19 protein-coding genes are annotated in these 24,598 nt (G+C 72.2%); 10 read left to right on the top strand and 9 right to left on the bottom strand.

All coding sequences use genetic code 11. The features are described 5' to 3' along the window. Positions 1-85: 85 nt before the first annotated feature. Positions 86-781: a nucleotidyl transferase AbiEii/AbiGii toxin family protein gene (locus N8I86_RS20200; RefSeq protein ID WP_073887546.1), complete on the top strand. Its 696-nt coding sequence runs from the start codon at positions 86-88 to the stop codon at positions 779-781. Positions 782-895: 114 nt separating this feature from the next. Beyond that, positions 896-4,015 (top strand): FG-GAP-like repeat-containing protein, encoded by a 3,120-nt coding sequence (locus N8I86_RS20195; RefSeq protein WP_263278373.1) that lies wholly within the window; start codon positions 896-898, stop codon positions 4,013-4,015. An 82-nt stretch (positions 4,016-4,097) separates the two neighbouring features. Here N8I86_RS20195 and aspS read toward each other — a convergent pair whose 3' ends face one another. Further along, on the bottom strand, positions 4,098-5,861 hold the full coding sequence (gene aspS / locus N8I86_RS20190; RefSeq protein WP_123437291.1) for an aspartate--tRNA ligase: 1,764 nt from the start codon (positions 5,859-5,861) through the stop codon (positions 4,098-4,100). 225 nt (positions 5,862-6,086) lie between these two features. On the opposite strand from aspS, the gene N8I86_RS20185 reads away from it, so the two are divergent. Beyond that, on the top strand, positions 6,087-8,282 hold the full coding sequence (locus tag N8I86_RS20185) for a SpoIIE family protein phosphatase (protein ID WP_263278372.1): 2,196 nt from the start codon (positions 6,087-6,089) through the stop codon (positions 8,280-8,282). A gap of 105 nt (positions 8,283-8,387) precedes the next feature. On the opposite strand, the gene N8I86_RS20180 is transcribed toward N8I86_RS20185, so the two are convergent. From N8I86_RS20180 to N8I86_RS20170, 3 genes are all read right to left on the bottom strand, one after another. Continuing rightward, positions 8,388-9,533, bottom strand: a complete 1,146-nt coding sequence (locus N8I86_RS20180; RefSeq protein ID WP_073887541.1) for an AI-2E family transporter — start codon at positions 9,531-9,533, stop codon at positions 8,388-8,390. 170 nt (positions 9,534-9,703) lie between these two features. Then, entirely contained in the window at positions 9,704-10,681 is a 978-nt protein-coding gene (locus N8I86_RS20175) for a pirin family protein (protein WP_073887540.1), read from the bottom strand. Between the two features lie 112 nt (positions 10,682-10,793). Next, positions 10,794-11,282: an SseB family protein gene (locus N8I86_RS20170; protein ID WP_073887538.1), complete on the bottom strand. Its 489-nt coding sequence runs from the start codon at positions 11,280-11,282 to the stop codon at positions 10,794-10,796. A 264-nt stretch (positions 11,283-11,546) separates the two neighbouring features. Here N8I86_RS20170 and N8I86_RS20165 point away from each other — a divergent pair, with 264 nt between their 5' ends. From N8I86_RS20165 to N8I86_RS20155, 3 genes are all read left to right on the top strand, one after another. After that, positions 11,547-13,373 (top strand): acyl-CoA dehydrogenase, encoded by a 1,827-nt coding sequence (locus N8I86_RS20165; protein ID WP_263278371.1) that lies wholly within the window; start codon positions 11,547-11,549, stop codon positions 13,371-13,373. 173 nt (positions 13,374-13,546) lie between these two features. After that, positions 13,547-14,845, top strand: coding sequence for a M18 family aminopeptidase (locus N8I86_RS20160; RefSeq protein WP_073887536.1), 1,299 nt, complete (start codon positions 13,547-13,549; stop codon positions 14,843-14,845). 132 nt (positions 14,846-14,977) lie between these two features. Further along, the gene (locus N8I86_RS20155) at positions 14,978-15,244 is read left to right on the top strand and encodes a DUF6458 family protein (protein WP_073887509.1); all 267 of its coding nucleotides are present in this window, start codon (positions 14,978-14,980) and stop codon (positions 15,242-15,244) included. A 57-nt stretch (positions 15,245-15,301) separates the two neighbouring features. On the opposite strand, the gene N8I86_RS20150 is transcribed toward N8I86_RS20155, so the two are convergent. Then, a complete protein-coding gene (locus N8I86_RS20150) occupies positions 15,302-15,661 on the bottom strand; it encodes a calcium-binding protein (protein WP_263278370.1) in 360 nt (119 codons plus the stop codon). Positions 15,662-15,925: 264 nt separating this feature from the next. Continuing rightward, complete coding sequence (locus tag N8I86_RS20145) at positions 15,926-17,734, bottom strand: NHL domain-containing thioredoxin family protein (protein ID WP_263278369.1); 1,809 nt, start codon at positions 17,732-17,734, stop codon at positions 15,926-15,928. A gap of 122 nt (positions 17,735-17,856) precedes the next feature. Here N8I86_RS20145 and N8I86_RS20140 point away from each other — a divergent pair, with 122 nt between their 5' ends. After that, on the top strand, positions 17,857-18,360 hold the full coding sequence (locus N8I86_RS20140; protein WP_123437296.1) for an LURP-one-related/scramblase family protein: 504 nt from the start codon (positions 17,857-17,859) through the stop codon (positions 18,358-18,360). Between the two features lie 429 nt (positions 18,361-18,789). Here N8I86_RS20140 and N8I86_RS20135 read toward each other — a convergent pair whose 3' ends face one another. Further along, positions 18,790-19,590, bottom strand: a complete 801-nt coding sequence (locus N8I86_RS20135; RefSeq protein WP_073887503.1) for a carbon-nitrogen family hydrolase — start codon at positions 19,588-19,590, stop codon at positions 18,790-18,792. Positions 19,591-19,809: 219 nt separating this feature from the next. Here N8I86_RS20135 and N8I86_RS20130 point away from each other — a divergent pair, with 219 nt between their 5' ends. Then, complete coding sequence (locus tag N8I86_RS20130; protein ID WP_073887502.1) at positions 19,810-20,634, top strand: maleylpyruvate isomerase family mycothiol-dependent enzyme; 825 nt, start codon at positions 19,810-19,812, stop codon at positions 20,632-20,634. Between the two features lie 103 nt (positions 20,635-20,737). Then, positions 20,738-21,490: an SAM-dependent methyltransferase gene (locus N8I86_RS20125; RefSeq protein ID WP_263278368.1), complete on the top strand. Its 753-nt coding sequence runs from the start codon at positions 20,738-20,740 to the stop codon at positions 21,488-21,490. Between the two features lie 22 nt (positions 21,491-21,512). Here N8I86_RS20125 and N8I86_RS20120 read toward each other — a convergent pair whose 3' ends face one another. Continuing rightward, on the bottom strand, positions 21,513-22,811 hold the full coding sequence (locus N8I86_RS20120; protein WP_073887500.1) for an MFS transporter: 1,299 nt from the start codon (positions 22,809-22,811) through the stop codon (positions 21,513-21,515). Further along, positions 22,808-23,482 carry a GntR family transcriptional regulator gene (locus N8I86_RS20115; protein ID WP_123437301.1) on the bottom strand — a complete coding sequence of 225 codons (675 nt, stop codon included), beginning with the start codon at positions 23,480-23,482 and terminating at the stop codon, positions 22,808-22,810. Before N8I86_RS20115 ends, N8I86_RS20120 begins: the two co-directional genes overlap by 4 nt. A 189-nt stretch (positions 23,483-23,671) precedes the next feature. Between N8I86_RS20115 and N8I86_RS20110 the strand changes: the two genes are divergently transcribed. After that, positions 23,672-24,574 carry a D-alanyl-D-alanine carboxypeptidase family protein gene (locus N8I86_RS20110; RefSeq protein ID WP_263278367.1) on the top strand — a complete coding sequence of 301 codons (903 nt, stop codon included), beginning with the start codon at positions 23,672-23,674 and terminating at the stop codon, positions 24,572-24,574. Positions 24,575-24,598 lie beyond the last annotated feature (24 nt).

The raw sequence follows: 24,598 nt of genomic DNA, 5'->3' as shown, positions 1-24,598 counted from the left end.
CCGATGTGCGAACACCCCTCTGACACCGCCGACGGGACCGGTGTGACAGCGAGCGGAGAATTTTTTCTGGCAGAGTACGCATGCCGTGACCCTCTCCGAACCTCATCGTCGGCTCCTCGCGGACGTCGTCACTGCGGGCGGCCCGTACGGGCTGGTGCTCGCCGGTGGACACGCCCTCCAGGCGCACGGTCTGATCCAGCGCCCGCACGCCAACCTCGACTTCGCCACGGAGAGTTCCGAGGCACTGGACCGGATCGCCGCTGCCGTCGGCGCGGCGCTGGAGGCCAGGGGCCGGCAGGTACGCCCCGGACCGGCAGGCGTGCGCACCGCCCAGCTGACCGTCACCGACCCGCCCACCGGCGAACCCTGTGCTCTTACGCTGCACAAGGAGGCCTTCTGGCATCCGCCGGAGCTCACCGGCCACGGCCCGGCCCTCTCCGTCGAGGACGCCGTGGGCACGAAGATCCGCGCGCTGTACGACCGGGGCGCCGCCGTCGACCTCATCGACGCCCGTGCCGCCGCCGCCCGCTTCTCCCTGATCGACCTGGAGGAGCTGGGCCGCCGGCACGCCCACGACCCCTTCGACCTGCCCACCCTGCAGTCCCGGCTGACCGGCACGGACTTCTACGCGGACCGGGAGTTCCTGCGGTACGGCCTGGCGGAACCGGACATCGCGGACCTGCGTGCCTGGGCCCAGCACTGGTCTGACGACATCGCCGAGCGGCTGCTGGAGGACGGTGCGAGCCCGGACGAGGAGCCCGAACCCGGCACCGGCGACTGAGGGCCCGCGCCCGCGTCCCTCCCGGGCTCCCCTGCCGGCTCAAGAGCGTTCAAAGGACTGGTAAAGTCCGCTCACTTGGCGAGGGCGGGGGCCCTCGCGGGGAGGGAATCGCACGTGGGCAGACACGCCCCGAGACGGCGCGGCATCGCTGCGGCCGTCTCCTCGTTCGCGGTCGCCGTGGCGGCCGTATCCGTCGCCGTTCTACCGGAGAGCGGCGCCTCGGCCGATCCGGCCGCCCCGGCGGCCGGCACCACCGAGATCACGCTGACCGACCCCGCCTCCACGCAGCCGCGCAGCGACCAGCCGCTGGTCGCGGGGCCGAGCGGCTTCCTGCACCGGCAGAGCGGGATCCCCGGGTTCCTGTGGACGGACTACAGCGACGGCACCACCGTGACCGTCCGCACCGCCGACGGGGTGTACACACCCGCGGCCGGCGGCAGCTGCGCGACTCTGGGCTCGAGCCTGTGCCCGACGGCCTGGTACGGCACCGACGCCGACCTGGTCGCCCTGCCGTCGGCCGGATCCGTGACCCTGTGGGACCCGGCGACCCGGACCACGTCGGAGTTCACCTCCGACGAGCCCTACCGGGGGCTCGCCGGGCGGACCGTGGTCACCGAGAAGGCGCTGTACGACCGGGTGGACGGCGCCTGGCGGTCCCGGGCCGTCACCCCGGCCGGCACACGGGTCACCTCGGGCATGATCACCGCGGCGGACGCGCACGGCGTGCTGTTCCGGGTCGCCACGGACCTGTACTACCTCGATCTCGACACGGCCGTCGCCACCAAGGCGTTCTCCGGTTCGGGCTCCCGTCCGGTCACCGTGCTGGGCGACGACCGGTTCGGCTGGTACGAGCCCGGCTCCGGCGACCTGCACCTCAAGCCGCGCACCGACCCGGGCGCGGACGAGCAGGTGATCGACCTGCCGTCGCCCGGTACCGTGCTCGACGGCGCCCCGGTCCTCGTCGGCGACCGGCTGCTGCTGCCGCGGCACACCGGTACCGGCACCAGTGAGCTGACCGCCGTCTCCCTGCAGGACGGCACCACGCAGACCCTGCTGGCCAAGGCGGGCAAGTACGCGGTCCGCGCGGCCGGCGGCTCCGCCCTCGTCACCGGCGGCACCGAGGCCGGCGACTGGTGGGTCCGGCGGGCCACCCGGGCCGCGGACGGCACGGTCGCCCTGGAGAAGCTGGCGCAGGTCCCGGCCGTGGAGAACGCCAAGACGGGTCTCGCGCTCAGCCGGGGCGGTCTGCGCATCGCCGAGGACGACCCGAAGAGCACCATGGACACCACCTCGCTGCGCACGCTCGTCACGAACGGCGGTACGCAGCTGTCCGCCTCCGCGCCGCAGGCCGGCGACCGGATCGCGCCGGTCTGCCCGTACGCGGGCGCCGACTGCTCGGTGCTCTGGGGCAACACCGGCGAGGAGCCACGCGACGTGCACCTCACCACGTTCTACGACGGTGGCGACGGCGGCACCGGCCTCGGTGACGCGGACCGGCTGGTCGCGATGAACGACGGCTCCTCCGACAGCACCCTGGAGTTCCGCACCGAGGGCGGCACGATCGTCGACGTCTCCGACGACTACGCGGTCTACGACTCCGGCGGCGCCTCCCCGGCGCAGTACGTCGGCGAGTTCGGGCAGGGGCAGAAGCTGAAGCGGTCGGTGCGCGCCGCCGCGCTGAACGGCTCGACCCTGTGGAGCGCCGCCGGCACCGGCAGGCTCTCCTCGTACAGCCTGACCGAGAACCGCGCCCTGGCCACGGTCACCGTGCCCGGTCTCGGCTGTGTGCCGAGCGAGCTGCAGGCGGCGGGCCGCTGGGTGTACTGGGCGTGCGGCGACGGCACGGCCGGCGTGTACGACACCAGGGCCGCCACCTCCCGCGCCGTGGCCGGTGGTGACGTGCTGCTCGGTGACGGCTTCACCGTCCGCCACGACCCCACCGCCGGCACCCTGGTGCTGACGGACGCGGCCACCGGCGCCGTCCGGGTCCTCACCGGTGAGGTCGCCGACACCGGTCTCGCCAAGGACCGCCGCTTCAAGTGGACCGTGGACGAGTACACGGGCCTGGTCGCCTGGACCGACCCGTACGAGCGGACGCACCTCGCCACCACCGGGATCGCGCCGTCGGCCGTGACGTCCTTCGAGACCCAGACGGACAGCTACGTGCAGCCGGGTTCGACGCCGTACTGGACGCAGGTCCTGCTGTCCCGTCCGGTCACGTCCTGGTCCCTGACCTTCACCTCGGTGCAGAGCGGCCCGGCCGGCAAGGCCACCCGCACCTTCACCGGCGGGGCGACCCGGGCCCAGGTGTCGGTGAGCTGGAACGGCAAGGCGGCGGACGGCACCCCGTTCCCGAACGGCGCGTACACCTGGTCCCTCAGGGCGACCGGAATCGGCACGGGCGGACCGGCGACGGCCGCCTCCGGCACGGGCTTCCTCGGCCGCGGGTCGGCCGTGCGCCACGATCTCGGCAGCCCGGACGGCCCGGACGGCCGGGGCGATCTGCTCACGCTGAACTCCTCCGGCGGCCTCACCTTCCAGTTCGGCACCGGCACCGGGAAGTTCGGCAGCAAGATCAGCGGCAGCGGCTGGGCCACGAGCGTCCGGGCGATCCCGTTCGGCGACCTCAGCGGCGACCGCTGCAACGACGTCCTCGTCCGGCTGAGCAGCGGCGCCCTGCGCCTGTACAAGCCGGGCTGCGGCAGGGCGGTCACCCCGAAGACGTCGTACACGCCCCTCGCGAGCAGCGGCTGGACCCAGTACGACCTGCTGACCTCGCCCGGTGACGTGACCGGCGACGGGCGCCCGGACCTGGTCACCCGCACCGCCTCCACCGGCACCGTCCACCTCCACAAGGGCACGAGCACCGGCAAGCTCGCGGCCCGCGTGAAGCTGTACGACAACTGGAAGGGCTACAAGAAGGTCATCGGCGCCGGCGACCTGAACGGCGACGGCATCGGCGACCTCCTCGCCCAGGACAAGGCGAACACCCTCTACCGGTACGACGGCAGGGGCAACGGCACCTTCGCGGCCCGCGTGAAGCTGTTCACCGCGTGGGGCGGCTCGTACGACGCGGTCGTCGGCGTCGGCGACATCACCGACGACGGGAAGGCGGACCTGGTCTCCCGCGACACGAGCGGGAACCTGTACCGCAACAGCGGCGACGGCAAGGGCTCCTTCGGCGCCCGCACGAAGATCGCGACGGGCTGGGGCGGCTACAAGTCCCTGTCCTGAGCCCGGACACGACGGGAAGGGCCCGGAACCGATCCCGGTTCCGGGCCCTTCCCGTTCTGCTCGGCGTCCGCCGGCCGGCCGGCTACTTCGGCTGCGGCTTGCGGATGCTCAGGTGCAGCTCGCGCAGGCGGGACTCGTCCAGCTCGGTCGGCGCGCCCATCATCAGGTCCTGGGCGTTGCCGTTGAGCGGGAAGGAGATCGTCTCGCGGATGTTGGGCTCGTCCGCGAGGAGCATGACGATGCGGTCCACGCCCGGGGCGATGCCGCCGTGCGGCGGGGCGCCGAAGCGGAACGCGCGGAGCATGCCCGCGAACTTCTCCTCGACGGTCTCACGGTCGTAGCCCGCGATCTCGAACGCCTTGAGCATGATGTCCGGCTCGTGGTTCCGGATCGCGCCGGAGGACAGCTCGACGCCGTTGCAGACGATGTCGTACTGCCAGCCGAGGATGTCCAGCGGGTCCTGGGTCTCCAGGGCCTCCAGACCGCCCTGCGGCATCGAGAACGGGTTGTGCGAGAAGTCGATCCCGCCGGTCTCCTCGTCCTTCTCGTACATCGGGAAGTCGACGATCCAGCAGAAGCGGAAGACGCCCTCCTCGAAGTGGCCCGCGCGCTTGGCGGCCTCCACCCGGACGGCGCCCATGATCTTGGAGACCTCGTCGTACTCGCCCGCGCCGAAGAAGACGGCGTGGCCGGGGGCCAGGGAGAGACGCTTGGTCAGCTCGGCGACGTTCGCCTCGGTGAGGAACTTCGCGATCGGGCCGGACAGCGTGCCGTCCTCGGCCACCCGCACCCAGGCCAGGCCCTTGGCGCCCTGCTCGACGGCGAAGTCGCCGAGCTGGTCGAAGAACTTGCGGGGCTGCGCGGAGACGTCCGGCACCGGCAGGGCGCGCACGTGCTTGCCCGCGAACGCCTTGAACTCCGAGCCCTCGAAGACATCGGTGATGTCCACCAGCTCCAGCTTGGCGCGCAGGTCCGGCTTGTCGGAGCCGTACTTCGCCATCGCCTCGCGGAACGGGATGCGCGGGAAGGGGGAGGTGACGTGGCGGCCGCCGCCGAACTCCTCGAACAGCTCGGTCATGAGCTTCTCGATGGGCTGGAAGACGTCCTCCTGCTCGACGAAGGACATCTCCACGTCGAGCTGGTAGAACTCGCCCGGCGAGCGGTCGGCGCGGGCGTCCTCGTCGCGGAAGCAGGGCGCGATCTGGAAGTAGCGGTCGAAGCCGGAGATCATCAGCAGCTGCTTGAACTGCTGCGGGGCCTGCGGCAGCGCGTAGAACTTGCCCGGGTGCACTCGGGAGGGCACCACGTAGTCGCGGGCGCCCTCGGGCGAGGTGGCGGACAGGATCGGCGTCGCCATCTCGTTGAAGCCCATCGCCACCATCTTGTGGCGGATCGCGGAGATCACGGCCGTCCGCAGCATGATGTTGCGGTGCATGCGCTCGCGGCGCAGGTCCAGGAAGCGGTACTCCAGGCGCCGCTCCTCGTTGACCCCGTCCTCGGCGTTGATCGTGAAGGGCAGCGGGGCGGCCGCGCCGAGCAGCTCGACCTCGGCGACCTCGACCTCGATCTCACCGGTGGGCAGGTCGGAGTTCACGTTCTCGGTTCCACGTGAAACAACCTGGCCGTCGACGCGGACCGTGGACTCCTTGGACATCTTGTCCAGGGCCTCGTACGCCGGGGTGCCGGGGCGGGCGACCAGCTGGGTGATGCCGTAGTGGTCGCGCAGATCGATGAAGAGGATGCCGCCCAGGTCGCGCCGATTGTGCAGCCAGCCACTCAGCCGGACGTCGGTGCCGACGTCAGAGGCGCGGAGCTGGCCGCAGGTGTGGGACCTGTACCGATGCATCGTCGTTCATCGTCCTTCGTGGTGGGGTTCTCTCCTGCCGGCCTCGCGGACCGGCGGGATCGGGCACGGGGCCCGGACCCGTCAAGGGTACCGGGCAGCCCAAGATCGGCTCCCCACCATTACGGCCCACGGGTCCGCGGCAGCGCGGCCGGTGCCGGCCCCGCCGGGGCGGGCAGCGGCGGCCCACAGTGGCACCTATCGATCGGATCTTCTTAAAGTGGGTCAATGCGCACTGGCGAGCCCCTGCCGTCCGTAGGCGACGTCCTCGCCGCCCTCGCGACCGGTCTGTGGCACTGGGACACCGCCACCGGGCTGGTCGGCGTGGACGCGGAGGCGGCGCGGCTGCTCGGGCTGCCCGCCGAGTCCGCCACCCTCACCGAGGCCCAGACCCGGGCCCGGCTGCACCCGGTCGACTGGAACGAGATCACCGGTGTGGTCCAGCTCGCGGCGGCCGAGGGCACCCTCGCCGAGGTGCGCATCCGGATCATGGACCCGCAGGGGAACGTCCTGCGGGTCGTCCGCAGCCGCTCCAAGCCGTCCTTCGACCCCGAGCGGCGGGCGTACGAGCTCATCGGCACCCTCCAGGAGGTGACCGAGCCGACCCCCGGCACGGCGGCGGGGCGCAGCACGGTCACCGGGGACTGGCGGCGCTCGCGGGAGGCGTTTCTGCTGGACGCCGGCCGGGCGCTGGCGGAGGCCCGCTCCACGGCGGAGGTGCTGCGGGTGGCGGGCGCCCTGTCGATGCCGGGGTTCTCCCCGGACGGGCTCGTGGTGTTCGGGGTGGAGGGCGACCGGCTGACGATCATCGGTCACCACGGGCACCAGCCGGGCGACATCCGGCCCTTCTCCGACATGCCGCTCGCCGCCGACTACCCGGCGGCCGAGGTGGTGCGCTCCGGGCGCGCGGTGTACGTGGCCTCGCCGGAGCAGTACGAGAGCCGCTACCCGGCGATGTGGCCCTACGTCGAGCGTTTCGGCCGCCACTCCTGGGCGTTCCTGCCGCTGACGGTGGCCGGACGCACGATGGGCGCCTGGATGGCGGCCTTCACCTATCCGGTGGCCTTCACCCCGGACGAGCGCGCCGTGCTGACGACGGTGGCGCGGATGCTCGCGCAGGCGCTGTCCCGGGCCGGCGCCGCGGAGTCCGAACGCGAGCTGACCGAGGGCCTGCAGCGCTCCATGCTGCCGTCGCTGGGCCCGGAGATCCCCGGGATGCGGGTGGCCGCCCGCTACATCCCGACCGGCGGCGGACTGCAGGTCGGCGGCGACTGGTACGACATGATCCCGCTGCCCTCCGGCCGTTTCGCACTGGTCATCGGGGATGTGCAGGGGCACGACGTGCGGGCGGCGGGACTGATGGGCCAGCTGCGGATCGCGCTGCGCGCCTACGCCTCGGAGGGGCACCGTCCGGACGCCGTCCTCTCCCGCGCCTCCCGTTTCCTGCACGGCGTCACGCACGACTCCCGGGACGAGAACCTGGCCGACCTCCGCTTCGCGACCTGCGTCTACGTGGAGGCCGACCCGGCGACCGGGATGCTGGAGATCGCCCGCGCCGGGCACCCGGACCCGGCGATCCGGATGGCCGACGGCACGGTGATGATGCGGCCGACGGCGGGCGGGCTGCCGCTGGGCATCGATCCGGACGCGGACTACCCGACGACCCGGTTCTCGCTGGAGCCCGGCGAGACGATGATGCTCTGCACCGACGGCCTGATCGAGACCGGCGGCCACGACATGGCGAGCGGCTGGCGACGCCTCCGGGCGGTCCTGGAGGACCACGACGGCGACGCGGAGACGCTGGCCGACGCGCTCGTGCAGGCGGTGCACGGGCCGTCGTCGCACCACACCACCGGGCCCCTTGCGGACCGCCGCGAGGACGACATCGCCCTGGTGCTGCTGTGCCGGGCCGGGGAGGGTCACGACCGCGTCGGCACCGAGGCGGCGCGGCCCGCGGTGCGGCGCACCCTGCTGTCGGTGGCGCAGGACGAACCCGAACGGATCGCCGAGGCCCGCCAGCACCTGCGGGAGCTGCTGCACGACTGGTCCTCGGCGGAGCAGGTCGATTCGGCGGTCCTGCTGGTCTCCGAGATGGTCACGAACGTCCTCGTCCACACCGACGCCGACGCGCTGCTGCTCGCCGAGGTGGCCGGTGCGGACGGCCGGCGGCTGCGGGTGGAGGTCACCGACGCGGGCGACGACCTCCCCCACCGGCGCCGCCCCGGTGAACTGGCCTCCTCGGGCCGCGGTCTGATGCTCATCGAACTCCTCGCCGACACCTGGGGAGTCGACCCCCGGGGCCGGGGCAAGAGCATCTGGTTCGAGCTGCACGAATCCGCCGGAACGGGGGGCTGCGGCCCCGCCGCACCGGTCGCGCCGGTCGAGTCCGCGGCGCCCGGCCGGGTGGACGACCACGACGACTAAGCCCGCCAGGGGCCCGGGGAACCGGGGCGATCCCGGCCGGACGGAAGGATTCGGGGCGGACCGGTGCCGGAGCCGGCCGCCGGGGAGGCGGCCCCGAGCGTGGGTCTAGGACGACGGACCGTCCGGCGGGGTGCTCGGGGACGGACCGGACGGGGGGACCGACGGGGTGCCGGAGGGTTCCACCGGACGGCCCGCGCCGGCGGCGGCCGCGCCCTGCGGGCCCTGGCCGCCGTAGCGGTCCCGCAGCTCCTGGGCGACCGAGAAGGCCGCGGCGGTCAGCGGGACCGAGAGCAGCATGCCGAGGATGCCCGCGAAGGAGGCGCCGGCGGTGATGGCCAGCAGCACCACCGCCGGGTGCATCTGCACGGTCCGGCTCTGGATGACCGGCTGGAGCACGTGCCCCTCCAGCACCTGCACCGCCAGCACCACCCCGAGCGCCCACAGCGCGATGACGAATCCCCGGTCGGCCAGGGCGACCAGCACGGCCACCGCGCCGGAGATGAAGGCGCCGAGGTAGGGGATGTAGGCGCCGACGAAGACGAGCGCGCCGAGTCCGACCGCGCCGGGCACCTGGAGGATCAGCAGGCCGACGGTGATGCAGACGGCGTCGATGAGGGCGATGAGCGTGGTCCCGCGCATGAACCCCTCGACCGCGCGGAAGGCCCGCCGGGCCATGGCCTCCACGGTGCCGGAGGCGCCGTCGGGCACCACGGAGCGCAGGGCGTTCAGGGCCCGGTCGGCGTCGCGCAGGAAGAAGAAGACGAGCAGCAGCGCGAGCACCGCCATGGCCATGCTCTCGCCGACCACGCTGACCCCGCTGATCACGCCGGAAGCGGCCGTCCCGCCGAACTTGCCGAGCAGTTCGCGCGAGTTGGCGGCGAGGTCGTCGAGCCCGGTGCCGGCGGCGCCGAAGTGCCGGGCGACGGACCTGGCGGCCTGCCGGAGCGAGACGATGATCTGGTCGCCGCTGTCGATGAGCGCGGCGACGACGATGTACACGGCACCGCCGACGACGGCGACGACCGCGACGCACGTGAGTCCGGCCGCCAGCGACCGCTGCACCCCGGTCCGCACGAGCCGCCGGTACAGCGGCCTCAGCAGCGCGGTGCCGAGCAGCGCGAGCAGCACCGGCGTGACGGCCGTACGGAACTCGCCGCACAGCCGTACCGCCACCCAGCCCACCCCGGCGGCGAGCAGCAGCACGGCGCACCAGGCGGCGAACCGGCGGACGGGGTCGGGCAGCAGCGACACACCCCCAGCGGATCATGGCCGCCGGTGGCTGTCCTGCCGCGCGGGGCCGGGCGGGTGAGCGCGCGCGGCCCCGCACGTGCGGGTGGCCGCGCGGGTCTCCGTCAGACCCGCGCGGCCACCGTCCCCCGGGCCCGGGGGCCGCTCAGCGCCGGGCCCGGGGGGAGCTTCCGTCAGGCCTGCGGGCCGCTCTCCGTCATGCCGTGCACGGCGGGGACCGTGCCCAGACGGCCCTTCTGGAAGTCCTCGAAGGCCTGCATCAGCTCGTCCTTGGTGTTCATGACGAACGGGCCGTAGTGGGCCATCGGCTCGCGGATCGGCTGTCCGCCCAGCAGCACGACCTCCAGGTCCGGCGTGTGGGAGTCCTGCTTCTCGTCCGCGCGGACGGTCAGCGAGGAGCCCGCGCCGAAGACGGCGGTCTGGCCCAGGTGGATCGGCCTGCGCTCGGCGCCGACGCTGCCGCGGCCCGCCATGACGTACGCCAGGCCGTTGAAGTCCTCGCGCCAGGGCAGGGTGATCTCGGCACCCGGCGCCAGGGTCGCGTGGATCATCGTGATCGGCGTGTGCGTGATGCCCGGGCCCTCGTGGCCGTCCAGCTCACCGGCGATGACGCGGAGCAGCGCGCCGCCGTCGGGCGAGGTGAGCAGCTGGACGTTGCGGCCGCGGATGTCCTGGTAGCGCGGGGCCATCATCTTGTCCCTGGCCGGGAGGTTCACCCACAGCTGGAGGCCGTGGAAGAGGCCGCCGGACACGACGAGGGCCTCCGGCGGGGCCTCGATGTGCAGCAGGCCCGAGCCGGCGGTCATCCACTGGGTGTCGCCGTTGGTGATGGTGCCGCCACCGCCCTGCGAGTCCTGGTGGTCGAAGACGCCGTCGATGATGTAGGTGACGGTCTCGAAGCCGCGGTGCGGGTGCCAGGGGGTGCCCTTGGGCTCGCCCGGCGCGTACTCCACCTCGCCCATCTGGTCCATCATGATGAACGGGTCGAGGTGGCGGTAGTTGATCCCGGCGAACGCGCGGCGCACCGGGAAGCCCTCACCCTCGAATCCGCTCGGAGCGGTCGTGACGGTGAGCACGGGGCGTGCCACGGCGTCGGCTGCTGCGGTCACGCGGGGCAGCGTCAACGGGTTCTCGACGGTCACTGCAGGCATGGTGGGACCTCCTTGGTACGCCCACTTTAGTTGAGCGTTGAACTTCTTGTCACCCCCAACAGAGCGGGCCCGGAGGGAATTCCCTCCGGGCCCGCCACGGGGTCTGAACGGTTCAGACGCCGCCGTACATGCGGCGCATGGCGAATTCGACCATCTGCTCGACCGCCTTGGCGTCGAACACCATGCGGTGCTCGCCCTCCATGTCCAGAACGAACCCGTAGCCGGTGGGCAGCAGATCGATCACCTCGGCGCCGGTGATCACGAAGTACTTGGACTCCTTGCCCGCGTATCGCCGCAGCTCCTTGAGGGAGGTGAACATCGGGATCACCGGCTGCTGGGTGTTGTGCAGGGCCAGGAAACCGGGGGTGTCACCGCGCGGGCAGTACACCTTCGACGTGGCGAAGATCTGCTGGAAGTCCTCGGCGGCCATCGAGCCCGTGGTGAACGCGCGCACCGCGTCCGCGAGCGAGGGCGGGGACGGCTCGGGATAGAGCGGCGGCTGCTGGCCGTACCCCCCGACACCGCCCGGCATCTGCTGCTGCGGCGGCACGTACCCCTGCTGCGCGGCGCCACCGTCCATGGGCTGGCCGTATCCGTACATGCGCGCAAGAGTACCGAGCGCGCGCGGCGCCGGCCGCCCCCTTCCCCCCACCGGAGAAAACCGGCCGGTCACCCGCCTTCCGCCGGAATACCGTAGCGGCCGCGGGGGCTGCACCTGAGGAGGGTGGAGTAGACCCTTCTCACACTTGGCAGGGCAGGGGTTGCTTCTTATTACCGACGGGTAGCATCATCGTAGCTACTTGTTGGTACGTGAACCAGATGCGAGGAGTCAGTGCCTCGCCGATCCCTCAACGGAGCAGTCGCCATGGGGCACTACAAGTCGAATCTCCGCGACATCGAGTTCAACCTCTTCGAAGTACTGGGGCGCGACAAGGTGTACGGCACCGGCCCGTTCGAGGAGATGGACGTCGAGACCGCCAAGAGCGTCCTGGAGGAGCTGACCCGCCTCTCCGAGAACGAGCTGGCCGAGTCCTTCGCCGACGCCGACCGCAACCCGCCGGTCTTCGACCCGGAGACCAACACCGCGCCGGTCCCGGCGTCCTTCAAGAAGAGCTACAAGGCCTTCATGGACTCCGAGTACTGGCGGCTCGGCCTGCCCGAGGAGATCGGCGGCACCACCTCGCCCCGCTCCCTGATCTGGGCCTACGCCGAGCTGATCCTGGGCGCCAACCCGGCCGTGTGGATGTACTCCTCGGGCCCCGCGTTCGCCGGCATCCTCTTCGAGGAGGGCAACGAGGTCCAGAAGCACATCGCCAAGGTCGCCGTGGAGAAGCAGTGGGGCTCCACGATGGTGCTCACCGAGCCCGACGCGGGCTCCGACGTGGGCGCCGGCCGCACCAGGGCGATCCAGCAGGAGGACGGCTCCTGGCACATCGAGGGCGTGAAGCGCTTCATCACCTCCGGTGAGCACGACATGGAGGAGAACATCCTCCACTACGTCCTCGCCCGCCCCGAGGGCGCCGGCCCCGGCACCAAGGGCCTGTCCCTCTTCCTCGTCCCGAAGTACCTCTTCGACTTCGAGACCGGCGAGCTGGGCGAGCGCAACGGCGCCTACGCCACCAACGTCGAGCACAAGATGGGCCTCAAGGCCTCCAACACGTGCGAGATGACCTTCGGCGACAAGCACCCCGCCAAGGGCTGGCTGATCGGCGACAAGCACGACGGCATCCGCCAGATGTTCCGCATCATCGAGTTCGCCCGCATGATGGTCGGCACGAAGGCGATCTCCACGCTCTCCACCGGCTACCTCAACGCGCTGGAGTACGCCAAGGAGCGCGTCCAGGGCCCGGACCTGGCCAACTTCATGGACAAGACCGCGCCCAAGGTCACCATCACCCACCACCCCGACGTGCGCCGCTCGCTGATGACGCAGAAGGCGTACGCGGAGGGCATGCGCGCCCTCGTGCTCCACACCGCCTCCATCCAGGACGCCATCCAGCTCAAGGAGGCGAACGGCGAGGACGCCTCGGCCGAGGAGGCGCTGAACGACCTGCTCCTGCCCATCGTCAAGGGCTACGGCTCCGAGAAGGGCTACGAGCAGCTCGCCCAGTCGCTGCAGACCTTCGGCGGCTCCGGCTTCCTCCAGGAGTACCCGATCGAGCAGTACATCCGGGACTCCAAGATCGACACCCTCTACGAGGGCACCACGGCGATCCAGGGCCAGGACTTCTTCTTCCGGAAGATCGTCCGCAACCAGGGCGCCGCGCTGAACTCCCTCGCCGAGGACATCAAGAAGTTCCTGGCGCTCGGCACCGGTGGCGAGGAGCTGTCCGGCGCCCGCGAGCACCTCGCCAAGGCGGCCGTGGAGCTGGAGGCGATCGTCGGCCTCATGCTGACCGACCTCGCCGCCACCGAGCAGGACACCAAGAACATCTACAAGGTGGGCCTGAACACCACCCGCCTGCTCATGGCCTCCGGTGACGTCGTCGTCGGCTACCTGCTGCTCAGGGGCGCCGCGATCGCCGCCGAGAAGCTGGCCACCGCCTCGGCGAAGGACAAGGCGTTCTACACCGGCAAGATCGCCGCGGCGAAGTTCTTCGCGGCGAACGTCCTGCCGGGCGTCACCCTCGCCCGCAAGATCGCCGCCGGTGTCGAGCTGGACCTCATGGAGCTGGACGAGGCCGCCTTCTAGTCCCGGCGAGGCCGCGTCCACCGGCCGGCGACGCCGCGCCGCGGACCGGTCGGGACCCGCTCCCGACCGGCCGGGGCCGCGTTACCGACGTTCCGGACGTCCCCGTCGATACCCCGCACGGGCCCGCTCCCCATTCCAGGGAGCGGGCCCGTGCACGTCGTTAAGGTGAACCCATGAGCGCACCAGCCCGCTTCGACCGCGGCCACACCGACGACCTGATGTCCTTCCTGGCGGCAAGCCCCTCGCCGTACCACGCCGTGGCGAACACCGCCGAGCGGCTGGAGAAGGCGGGCTTTCGTCAGGTCGCCGAGACGGACGCCTGGGACGGGACGAGCGGCGGCAAGTACCTGCTGCGCGGCGGCGCGATCGTGGCCTGGTTCGTGCCCGAGGACGCCGCGCCGCACACCCCCTTCCACATCATCGGCGCCCACACCGACTCCCCGAACCTGCGGATCAAGCCGCGCCCGGACAGTGGGGCGCACGGCTGGCGCCAGGTGGCCGTGGAGATCTACGGCGGCCCGCTGCTGAACTCCTGGCTGGACCGGGACCTCGGCCTGGCCGGCCGGCTCACCCTGCGCGACGGCTCCACCGTGCTGGCCGACGTCGACCGGCCGCTGCTGCGGGTCCCCCAGCTCGCCATCCACCTGGACCGCACGGTCGGCACCGACGGGCTCAAGCTCGACAAGCAGCGGCACCTCCAGCCGGTCTGGGGCCTCGGCGACGACGTCCTGGACGGCGACCTGATCGCCTTCCTGGAGCAGGAGGCCGGACTGGAGACCGGCTCGGTGACCGGCTGGGACCTGATGACGTACCCGGTGGAGCCGCCCGCCTACCTGGGCCGCGACCGGGAACTGGTGGCCGGCCCGCGCATGGACAACCTGCTGTCCGTGCACGCCGGCGTCGCCGCCCTGGTGGCCGCCGCGACCTCCGGGGCCGAGCTCACCCGCATCCCCGTGCTGGCCGCCTTCGACCACGAGGAGAACGGCTCCCAGTCCGACACCGGCGCGGACGGCCCGCTGCTGGGCACGGCCCTGGAGCGCTCGGTGTTCGCGCGCGGCGGGTCGTACGAGGACCGGGCGCGCGCCTTCGCCGGCACGGTCTGCCTGTCCTCCGACACCGGGCACGCCGTCCACCCCAACTACGCGGAGCGGCACGACCCGACGCACCACCCGCGGGTCAACGGCGGCCCCATCCTCAAGGTCAACGTCAACAACCGCTACGCCACGGACGGTTCGGGCCGCGCGGTGTTCGCCGCCGCCTGCGAGCGGGCGGACGTCCCGTTCCAGTCCTTCGTCTCCAACAACTCCATGCCGTGCGGCACCACCATCGGACCCATCACCGCGGCCCGGCACGGGATCCGCACGGTCGACATCGGCGTGGCGATCCTCTCCATGCACAGCGTCCGCGAACTCTGCGGCGCCGACGACCCGTTCCACCTGGCGAACGCCCTGACCGCGTTCCTGGAGGGCTGACCGCCGCCCCGCCTCAGGGCCCCTCGGCACGCCTGAGTTGTCGTCACCGTCCGTCGTGGGCATGCCCCAAGCCGCGCCGGGTACCCGGTTGCCACCGGAGATTCCGGAACCGAAAAGGGGAGGCGACTTCTCATGGGGCTCGGAGGATGCATCATCCTCATCGCCGTGGGGGCCATCCTCACGTTCGCGACCGACTGGCAGATGCACGGCGTCAACCTCACCATCGTCGGCGTGATCCTGATGGCCGTCGGCCTGATCGGCGTCGCCACGTTCAGCGGAATCGCCCGGCGCCGCAGGGTGGTCGTGCCCCCGACGACGCCGGTGGTGGAGGAGGAACCCCTGCACCACCGCCGCGCCGACGGGTACACCGAGGGCTACCGCGACGGGTACGGCGTATAAGTCACGCCGTCGTCGTCCACCCGCGGGTGATGTCCCACCCGCGGGTGAGAGGCACGGTCAGGGACAACTGACCCGGGTGTCACCGGAGTCGGTGGTGCAGGAGTCGAGACCCGTGCCGCCGTTCGCCGTGTCGTTGCCGGCCACCCCGTCCGTGGTGATCAGACGGTCGTTGCCGGACGAGCCGGTCAGGGTGTCGTCGCCCGGACCGCCGTACAGCGTGTCGTCGCCGAGGCCGCCGTCGGCGTAGTCGTCGCCGAAGTCGCCGTGGACGGTGTCCCGGCCGCCGCCCGCGCGGACGGAGACGATCCTGCCGTCGGACTGCAGCGCCACGTCGTTGGCCTGGTCGAGGCCGGTGAGGACCAGGCCGTCACCGCTGGAGGAGGGGTCCAGGTCCCCCGGTGCCGCGACCGCTCGCACACAGGTCCGGCCGCCACGAGCCGGGTCGCGCCCATCGGACGCGGAGATCCATCCCGGCGGGTGAGCCGGCCCGCACGCGGCCGGCTCCCGGACCGGGCCACCAGGGGGTTTCGTCTGGATCAGGTCGGATCAGGCCGCGGCGTCCGGCGCGGTGCGTCGCAAGGCGGAGGATCACCCGCGTACTGGACGTACTCGGGTGGTCCGACAACGCGGCGAGGTGCCGTGCCGGGCGTCACGGACCCGGGCTGATCCAGACGAAGCCCCCTAGCCCGCGTCCATCCCCTCCAGCACCAGGGGCAGCCGGTCCGCGGCGCCCTCGGCGAGGCGGACCGGGACGCCCCAGTCCCGCTGGTGGACGTGGCACGCGGGGTATGCGGCGGCGGAGTCGTCGTCGCAGCTCGCCGCCATGGCCGAGACGTGCAGGACGCCCTCCCCGACGGCCGGGTTCAGCTCCAGCTCGCGGGAGAGGTCCGTGTCCGCCCCCTCGCCCCTGAGCAGCAGCTCGGGCGGGGTCGAGGAGACCAGCAGCCGGGTCGGGGGACCGTGGCGGGTGTCCAGCTTCCGGCCCGCGGGCGCCTCGAAGATCACGTCGAGGCGGAGCGCGCCCGGAGCGACCGCGGTCGCCGCACGCCGCGTGCCGTGGGCGACAGCGTCGGCCCTGACCGCCTCCTCGGGCAGCCGCAGCCGGGTGAGCCGGTGCCGGGCCGACTCGACCACCACGAGGTCCGATCCGACGAGTACGGCGTCGCTGGGCTCGCGCAGATCGGTGGCGAGCGTGGTGACCTCACCGGTGGCCGGGTCGTAGCGGCGCAGGGCGTGGTTGTAGGTGTCGGCGACGGCGACCGAGCCGTCCGGCAGGGCGGTGACGCCCAGCGGGTGCTGCAGCAGCGCCTCGGCCGCCGGGCCGTCCCGGTGACCGAAGTCGAACAGACCGGTGCCCACCGCCGTCCGTACGTGCCCGTCCCGGTCCACCCAGCGCAGCGCGGAGGTCTCGGAGTCGGCGACCCACAGCCGCTCGGCGGTGGCCGCGAGACCGGAGGGCTGCGCGAACCAGGCTTCGGCGCCCGGCCCGTCGACCAGGCCCCCGTCGGTGGTGCCGGCCGCCGCGGCGACCGTCCCGGTCTCCGGGTCGTACGTCCACAGCTGGTGCACCCCCGCCATGGCGATCCACACCCTGCCGCCGAACACGGCCACGTCCCACGGCGACGACAGGTCCGTCCCGCGGGCCGGGCCGGAGGTCGCCGAACCCCGCCACCACTGGCGGCCGGTACCGGCCAGGGTGGTCACGGCCCCCGTGGCCAGGTCGAGCCGGCGCAGGGCGTGGTTGACGGTGTCGGCGACGACGACCGCGCCGTCGCCGAGGAGCGCGAGGCCCTGCGGCTCGTTGAAGGCGGCCTCGCCCGGGCCGCCGTCGGCGAAGCCGCGCGCACCGGAGCCGATGCGCCGCACGACGGTCTCGGCGTCCTCCGCCAGCTCCACCAGCTGGTGCCGTGTGGTGTCGCTGACCAGGAGGTTCCCGGACGGCAGGAGCAGCAATTTGCCCGGGAAACGCAGGGTGGTCGGCTCGGGCTCCGGCGGCACGTACGGGCTGTCACCGCGGCGCAGGGTGCCCTTCGCCTCGTGCTCGGCCTCCAGCTCCTCGACCAGCCGCTCGATGGCGTGCACGTGCCCCTCGCCGGCGTGCTGGGCGACGACGTACCCCTCGGGGTCGATCACGACGAGCGTCGGCCAGGCGCGGACCGCGTACTGCTTCCAGGTGGCGAGGTCGGGATCGTCCAGCACCGGGTGCTCCACGCCGTAGCGCTCGACGGCGTCCACGACCGCTCGGTGCTCGGCCTCGTGCGCGAACTTCGGCGAGTGCACCCCGACGACCACCACCGTGTCCCGGTGCCTCTCCTCCAACTCCCGGAGTTCGTCGAGGACGTGCAGGCAGTTGATGCAGCAGAAGGTCCAGAAGTCCAGGATCAGTACGCGCCCCCGGAAGTCGGCGAGCCTCAGCTCCTCCCCACCGGTGTTGATCCAGCCGCCGCCACCGGTCAGCTCGGGGGAACGGACACGTACGCGCTTCGCCATGCTTCCCCCAACCACGGCACCGGCCTGCGCTATTTCCGCCCGGCGGCTGGCCCGCTCACGGGTATTTCGCCCACTTCTCCCGGCACCGTGACGATCACGCGCCGCCGGGGAACGGTTACGGCATGAGATTCCTCGTACGCGACCGCATCCTCGGCATCGGCGACGACTGGTGGATCGAGGACGAGCACGGCCGGAAGGTGTTCCTCGTCGACGGCAAGGCGATGCGGCTGCGCGACACCTTCGAGCTGAAGGACACCCAGGGGCGGGTCCTGATCGACATCCACCAGAAGATGTTCGCCCTGCGCGACACCATGGTGATCGAACGGGACGGCGAAGGGCTGGCCCGGATCAAGCGCAAGCGGCTGTCGCTGCTGCGCAACCACTACCGGGTCTCCCTGGTGGACGGCACCGAGCTGGACGTCAGCGGCAAGATCCTGGACCGCGAGTTCGCCGTCGAGTACGAGGGCGAACTCCTCGCGGTGATCTCCCGGCGCTGGCTCTCCCTCCGCGACACCTACGGAGTCGACGTCGTACGCGACGACGCCGACCCGGCCCTGCTCATCGCCGTGGCGGTATGCGTGATCCACCTGGCGGAGAAGGAGGGGGAGGGGGAGGAACGGGACTGAGCGCGAGCAGGGGGCAGGGGGGCCGAGGGCTGCCCCGTGGGCTAGGTGCGGCTGGGGGCGGGGGCTGCCCCATGGGCTCCGCGCCGCCTCCTCCGGCGGGTACCGGCGTGCACCCGCTCGACGATCTGCCCTGCCCAGGGCTCTCCCCGCGCCTGGCTCCGAGCCCGCGGCGCTCCCAGCGCCGAGTCCCGGGGGGCGTCGGGACAGGGCCGCTTCCCGCCCCGAGCCCACGAGCAGCCCCCGGCCGCGCATGGCCCACGGGCAGTCCCGGCGGCGCGTCCCTGCGAGGGCCGCTCGGGAGAGCCGACTCCCACCATCGGTGGCGGCGTCGAAAGGCCGGTCCCCCGCCGGCGGAGGACCGGTCCCGTCGGCGAGGGCCGCTCGGCAAGGCCGGGGCACCGGCGGGGGGTCGGCCGGGCCCGACGGTGGTCAGTCGTGGTGGTGGGGTGGTGCCAGGCCGAGGACGCGGTCCTTCAGGGCCGGGAACTGGTCGCGGGTGGTCGCCACCTTCGCCGGGTCGAACTCCACCGTGAGGACCTCCTCGCCCGCTCCGGCCTGCGCGAGCACCTCGCCCCAGGGATCCACCACGATCGAGTGACCCGCCTGCGGAACTCCCGCATGCGTCCCGGCCGTTCCACAGGCGAGCACGAACGCCTGGTTCTCCACCGCCCGCGCCTGAGCCAGCAGCGTCCAGTGCGCACGCCGCCGCTCGGGCCAGCCCGCCGGGATCACCAGCACCTCGGCGCCGGCGTCGGCCAGTCCGCGGAAGAGTTCGGGGAAACGGAGGTCGTAGCAGGTGGCCACGCCGAGCGTGGTCCCCGGCAGCCGGACCGTCACCAGCTCCCGCCCCGCGCCCATCAGCACGGCCTCGCCCTTGTCGAAGCCGAAGCGGTGGATCTTGCGGTAGGCCGCGGCCAGCTCACCGGAGGGGGAGAAGACGAGGGAGGTGTTGTAGAGGGGACCCTCGGGATCCCGCTCGGGAATGGACCCGGCGTGCAGCCACACGCCCGCGTCGCTCGCCGCCTTGGCCATGACGTCGTACGTCGGCCCCTCGAGCGGCTCGGCCTCCCGGCCGAACTCCTCGTAGGCGAAGGCGCCGGTGGTCCACAGCTCGGGCAGAACCACGAGGTCGGCACCGGCCTGCTCGCGCACGAGCGCGGCGGCACGCTGCCGCCGGGCCTCGACCGATTCGTCCTCGTCCACGGCGATCTGGATCAGCGAGGCGCGCACACTACCACCGTCCTGGCATTGGAGTCGTCCAACAGGCCTACGATCGTCACACGAAAGCACTGCCGGGGTGCCTCACAGCAGCGTAACTTGGGGTCCCCTCGGGTTCGAGCACGGCCGAGAACCCGGGGGAGTCCCAGAACACCGCCGAGAGCAGCCACCGCCCACTGGCAACGCCGCCACAACCTGCCCGTGTACCAAACGCCGAGGGGTCCCGTTTCCGTGAGTCTGCATCCCACCCTCCAGCCCTACGCCGACGCCTGGACCCACTCCATCGACGCGATATCCGAGATGGTGCAGTCGCTCCCGGACGGAGAGTGGAACCGGCGCACCCCCTGCCCCGGCTGGTCGGTGCGGGACATCGTGTCCCATGTGATCGGCATGGACTGCGAGATGCTCGGCGACCCCCGGCCCATCCACTCCCTGCCCCGCGACCTCTTCCACGTCACGACCGAGCACCAGCGCTACACGGAGATACAGGTCGACGTCCGCCGCCACCACACGGCGCCCGAGATGACGGCCGAGCTGGAGTACACGGTCATCCGCCGCAACCGCCAGCTGCGCAACGAGTCCCGGGACCCCGGCACCATGGTGCGCGGCCCGCTGGGCACGGAGGTCACCCTCGAACAGGCCTACCGCATGCGGGCCTTCGATGTGTGGGTGCACGAGCAGGACCTGCGCGCCGCCCTCGGCCGGCCCGGCGGCCTCGACTCGCCGGGCGCCCATGTCGCACGGGACCTGCTGCTGGAAGCGCTGCCCAAGGTGGTCGCCAAGGACGCGGACGCACCGCGCAGTTCGGCCGTCGTGATCGACGTACACGGCCCGGTGGAGTTCCTGCGCACCGTCCGCGTCGACATCCAGGGCCGCGGCACCCTGGAGACCGCCCCGGCGCTCGGCCCCGCGGTCGCCCTCACCCTCGACTGGGAGACGTACGTCCGCCTCGCCTGCGGCCGGATCTCCCCGGAGTCGGCCGCGGACCGGGTGAAGACGGAGGGGGACCCGGATCTGGCGGCGGCGATCCTGCGCCACTTCGCGGTGACCCCGTAGGCGGGCCGGGCGCCCGCGCGGAAGGGCCCCTCCGGCCGCTTCCGCCTTCCGTCCGGCCGGAATCCGGTGGTGTGCCGGTACGGAGATCGCCTAGCGTCCCGGCATGACCGACACCCCGCCCCGTCTGGGCCGCCTCACCTTCCACAGCCCCCTGTCCGAGGCCCGCGCGGCCGGGATCGTCCAGCGGCTCGCGGCGAACCGGCCCCGGACCGTGCTGGACATCGGCTGCGGCTGGGCGGAGCTGCTGCTCCGGGTGCTGGCCGCCGTACCGGACGCGAAGGGCACCGGTGTCGACATCAACGGCACCGACCTGGAGCGGGCGCGGCGGAACGCCGAGGCACGCGGGCTAGCGGACCGGACGGAGTTCGTCGAGGAGTCCGCGCTGGGGACCCGGCGCGGGCCCGCCGACGTGGTGCTGTGCGTCGGCTCGGGCCAGGCGCTGAGCACGGCCGAGCCGGGCACCGCGGAGGTGCTGCGCGAGCTGCGCCGGCTGGTGACCGACGGCGGGCGGGTGCTGCTCGGCGAGGGGTTCTGGCAGCGCCCGCCCACCCTGACCGAGCTGTCCGGCATGTGGCCGGGCGCGCGCGCCGACGACCACCACGACCTCGCGACCGTCCTCGACCTGGCCGTCCAGGCCGGCTTCCGGCCGGAGTGGACCGAGACGGCCGGGGCCGGGGAGTGGGAGGAGTTCGAGTCGGCCTACCAGGCGGACACGGAGGTCTGGCTGGCCGCCCACCCGGACCATCCGCTGGCCGCCGAGACCCGGGAGCGCCTGGACCGCCACCGCGGACAGTGGATGCACTACCGCGGTGTCCTCGGCCTCGCCTATCTCACCCTCGTCCCGGTCGTGCGCTGACGCCCGCGCGGGGGCGTCCGGTTCAGGCGGCGGGGACGTGCACCGTCTCGACCCGGCTCGCCACCAGCCGCTCCCGCTCCCGGCGGGCCGCCCGCCCCCGCAGCCGGAGGATCTGGGTGATGCCCAGTGCCTGCAGCACGAAGACCGCGGAGAAGGCCACGGTGTAGTCGTCACCGGTGGCGTCCAGCAGGACGCCGATCGCGAACAGCGTCGTCATGGAGGCGACGAAGCCACCCATGTTGGTGATGCCGGACGCGGTGCCCTGCCGCTCGGGCGGATTGGCGGGCCGGGCGAAGTCGAAGCCGAGCATCGAGGCGGGGCCGCAGGCGCCGAGCACCGTGCAGAGGACCAGCAGCAGCCACATCGGCGCGTGGTCCCCGGGGTACGCCAGCGTCGCCGCCCACACCAGCGCGGTCGCCCCCACCGTGCAGAGCGCGAGCGGCAGCCGCGCCGCGTGGTGCCGGGCGACGATCTGGCCGTAGACCAGGCCGACCACCATGTTGGACAGGACGACCAGGGTGAGCAGTTCGCCGGCCGTGGCCCGGCTGAGGCCCTGCGCCTGCACCAGGAACGGCAGGCCCCACAGCAGCAGGAACACCATCGCCGGGAACTGCGTGGTGAAGTGCACCCACAGGCCGAGCCGGGTGCCGGGCTCGCGCCAGGACGCGGCGATCTGCCGGCGGACGTAGGCGGCGCCCTGGTGCGGGAAGGGCTCGGGCTCGTGCCCCTCCGGGTGGTCCTTGAGGAAGAACAGTGTCAGGACCAGGACGATCACCCCGGCGAGCGCGCTGCCCGCGAACGCCGGGGTCCAGCCGATGCCGTGCAGCAGCCGGGCGAGCACCAGGGTGGAGACCAGGTTGCCCGCCATGCCGACCAGGCCGGCGAGCTGGGCGACCAGGGGCCCGCGGCGGGCCGGGAACCAGCGGGTGCCCAGCCGCAGCACGCTGATGAAGGTCATCGCGTCTCCGCAGCCCAGCAGCGCGCGGGAGGCGAGCGCGGTGCCGTAGGAAGGGGAGAAGGCGAAGCCCAGCTGCCCCGCCGTGAACAGCACGGCGCCGATGCTCAGCACCTTCTTCGTACCGAGGCGGTCGACCAGCAGGCCCACGGGTATCTGCATGCCGGCGTAGACCAGCAGCTGGAGGATGGAGAACGTCGACAGCGCGGAGGCGTTGACGTGGAAACGGTCGGCGGCGTCCAGTCCCGCCACACCCAGCGAGGTGCGGAAGATGACGGCCACGAAGTAGACGGCCACGCCTATGGACCACACGGCGATCGCCCGGCGACCGCCCGGCGGATCACCCGGAAGGGTGGCGTTCGTCACCGGACCTCCCCTCGTGCGAGGTGCGAGAACCAGCCCACGTGCCGGTGCACGACGCCGACGGCCGCCTCCGCGTCCCCGGCGCGCAGCGCCTCGAGGATCTCCTCGTGCTCGGCGAGCGTCTTGGCGATCCGGTCGGGGTGCGAGTGCATGACGGCGACGCCCATCCGCAGCTGACGGTCGCGGAGCTGGTCGTACAGCCGGGAGAGGATCTCGTTGCCGCCGCTGCGCACGATCTCGGCGTGGAAGCACCGGTCGGTGACGGCGGCGGCGGCGAAGTCACCGGCGGCCGCCTGCGTCTTCTGCCGCTCCAGCAGCTCCGTGAGCCGCTCCAGCAGGGCCGGCGGGGCGGGTACGGCCTTGCGGGCCGCGTGCTCCTCCACCAGCAGCCGGGTCTCCACCACGTCGGCGATCTCCTGCGCCGAGACGGGCAGCACCAGGGCGCCCTTCTTCGGGTAGAGCCGGATCAGACCCTCGACCTCCAGGCGCAGCAGGGCCTCCCGGACGGGCGTGCGCGAGACGCCGACGGCCTCGGCGAGCTCGCCCTCGGTGAGGAGGGTGCCGCCCTCGTAGCGGCGGTCGAGGACGCCCTGCTTGACGTGGGCGTAGACGCGGTCGGCGGCGGGTGGCTGTTTGAGGGACCGGGGGGCGGTCTGCTGGACGGCCGTGTTCATGCCGACAGGATAGATACAACACGCACTCATGCGGGCGCGGCGTCCATCATGCGGACGTGATGAAAATCCCCCGCAGCGACCGCACAACCTTCTGTGCTACTTACGTGTCACACACGTGCGGCACCACTCTCGTGCCACCTCAACTCGGCCGCACCACAGGGGCATTCAAGACAATCGGGGTATTTCGCTTTGATTACCGGCATTAAGGGCACCCGCATCCGCAAAGCCGCTGCCGTCGCCGTCTCCTCCGGCGCGCTGCTCGCCACCGGCGCCCTCACGGCGGCACCCGCGCAGGCCGTCACCGTCCCGTCGATCGTGGCCAAGGGCGGCTACGCGATGAACAACGCGAACGGTGCGTCGCTGTACACCAAGAAGGCGGACACGCAGCTGTCCACCGGCTCCACCACCAAGATCATGACCGCCAAGGTCGTGCTCGCCCAGTCGAACCTCAACCTCGACTCCAAGGTGACGATCCAGAAGGCGTACAGCGACTACGTCGTCAAGAACAACGCCTCCCAGGCGCATCTGATCGTCGGCGACAAGGTCACCGTCCGCCAGCTGCTGTACGGCCTGATGCTGCCGTCCGGCTGCGACGCCGCCTACGCGCTCGCCGACAAGTACGGCTCCGGCTCCACCCGTGCCGCGCGCGTGAGCAACTTCATCGGCAAGATGAACACCGCCGCCAAGAACCTGGGTCTGAAGAACACCCACTTCGACTCCTTCGACGGCATCGGCAACGGCAACAACTACTCGACGCCGCGCGACCTGACGAAGATCGCCAGCAGCGCGATGAAGAGCGCCACGTTCCGCACGGTCGTCAAGACCAAGGCGTACACCGCCAAGACGCAGACCAAGTCCGGTGGCACCCGCACCATGGCCACCTGGAAGAACACCAACGGTCTGCTCAGCAGCTACAGCGGCACCATCGGCGTGAAGACGGGCTCCGGCCCCGAGGCCAAGTACTGCCTGGTCTTCGCCGCCACCCGCAACGGCAAGACGGTCATCGGCACGGTCCTCGCCTCCTCCTCCATCCCGCAGCGCGAGGCGGACGCGAAGAAGCTCCTCACCTACGGCTTCGCCAAGCTGGGCTGATCCCGCTCTCCTCACCCGGGCCCG

It is taken from the genome of Streptomyces albidicamelliae (assembly GCF_025642175.1).
Taxonomy (GTDB): domain Bacteria; phylum Actinomycetota; class Actinomycetes; order Streptomycetales; family Streptomycetaceae; genus Streptomyces; species Streptomyces albidocamelliae.
Note: the sequence above shows the minus strand (reverse complement) of the source record. Positions and strands in the feature narration are given on the sequence as shown.

Excerpts from the sequence above, each read along its gene's own strand:
- N8I86_RS20115 (WP_123437301.1), bottom strand. The coding sequence starts at position 23,482 with ATGAACACGGCCGTCCAGCAGACCGCCCCCCGGTCCCTCAAACAGCCA.
- N8I86_RS20145 (WP_263278369.1), bottom strand. The coding sequence starts at position 17,734 with ATGGCGAAGCGCGTACGTGTCCGTTCCCCCGAGCTGACCGGTGGCGGC.
- N8I86_RS20165 (WP_263278371.1), top strand. The coding sequence starts at position 11,547 with ATGGGGCACTACAAGTCGAATCTCCGCGACATCGAGTTCAACCTCTTC.
- N8I86_RS20175 (WP_073887540.1), bottom strand. The coding sequence starts at position 10,681 with ATGCCTGCAGTGACCGTCGAGAACCCGTTGACGCTGCCCCGCGTGACC.
- N8I86_RS20170 (WP_073887538.1), bottom strand. The coding sequence starts at position 11,282 with ATGTACGGATACGGCCAGCCCATGGACGGTGGCGCCGCGCAGCAGGGG.
- N8I86_RS20160 (WP_073887536.1), top strand. The coding sequence starts at position 13,547 with ATGAGCGCACCAGCCCGCTTCGACCGCGGCCACACCGACGACCTGATG.
- N8I86_RS20140 (WP_123437296.1), top strand. The coding sequence starts at position 17,857 with ATGAGATTCCTCGTACGCGACCGCATCCTCGGCATCGGCGACGACTGG.
- N8I86_RS20155 (WP_073887509.1), top strand. The coding sequence starts at position 14,978 with ATGGGGCTCGGAGGATGCATCATCCTCATCGCCGTGGGGGCCATCCTC.
- aspS (WP_123437291.1), bottom strand. The coding sequence starts at position 5,861 with ATGCATCGGTACAGGTCCCACACCTGCGGCCAGCTCCGCGCCTCTGAC.
- N8I86_RS20125 (WP_263278368.1), top strand. The coding sequence starts at position 20,738 with ATGACCGACACCCCGCCCCGTCTGGGCCGCCTCACCTTCCACAGCCCC.
- N8I86_RS20185 (WP_263278372.1), top strand. The coding sequence starts at position 6,087 with ATGCGCACTGGCGAGCCCCTGCCGTCCGTAGGCGACGTCCTCGCCGCC.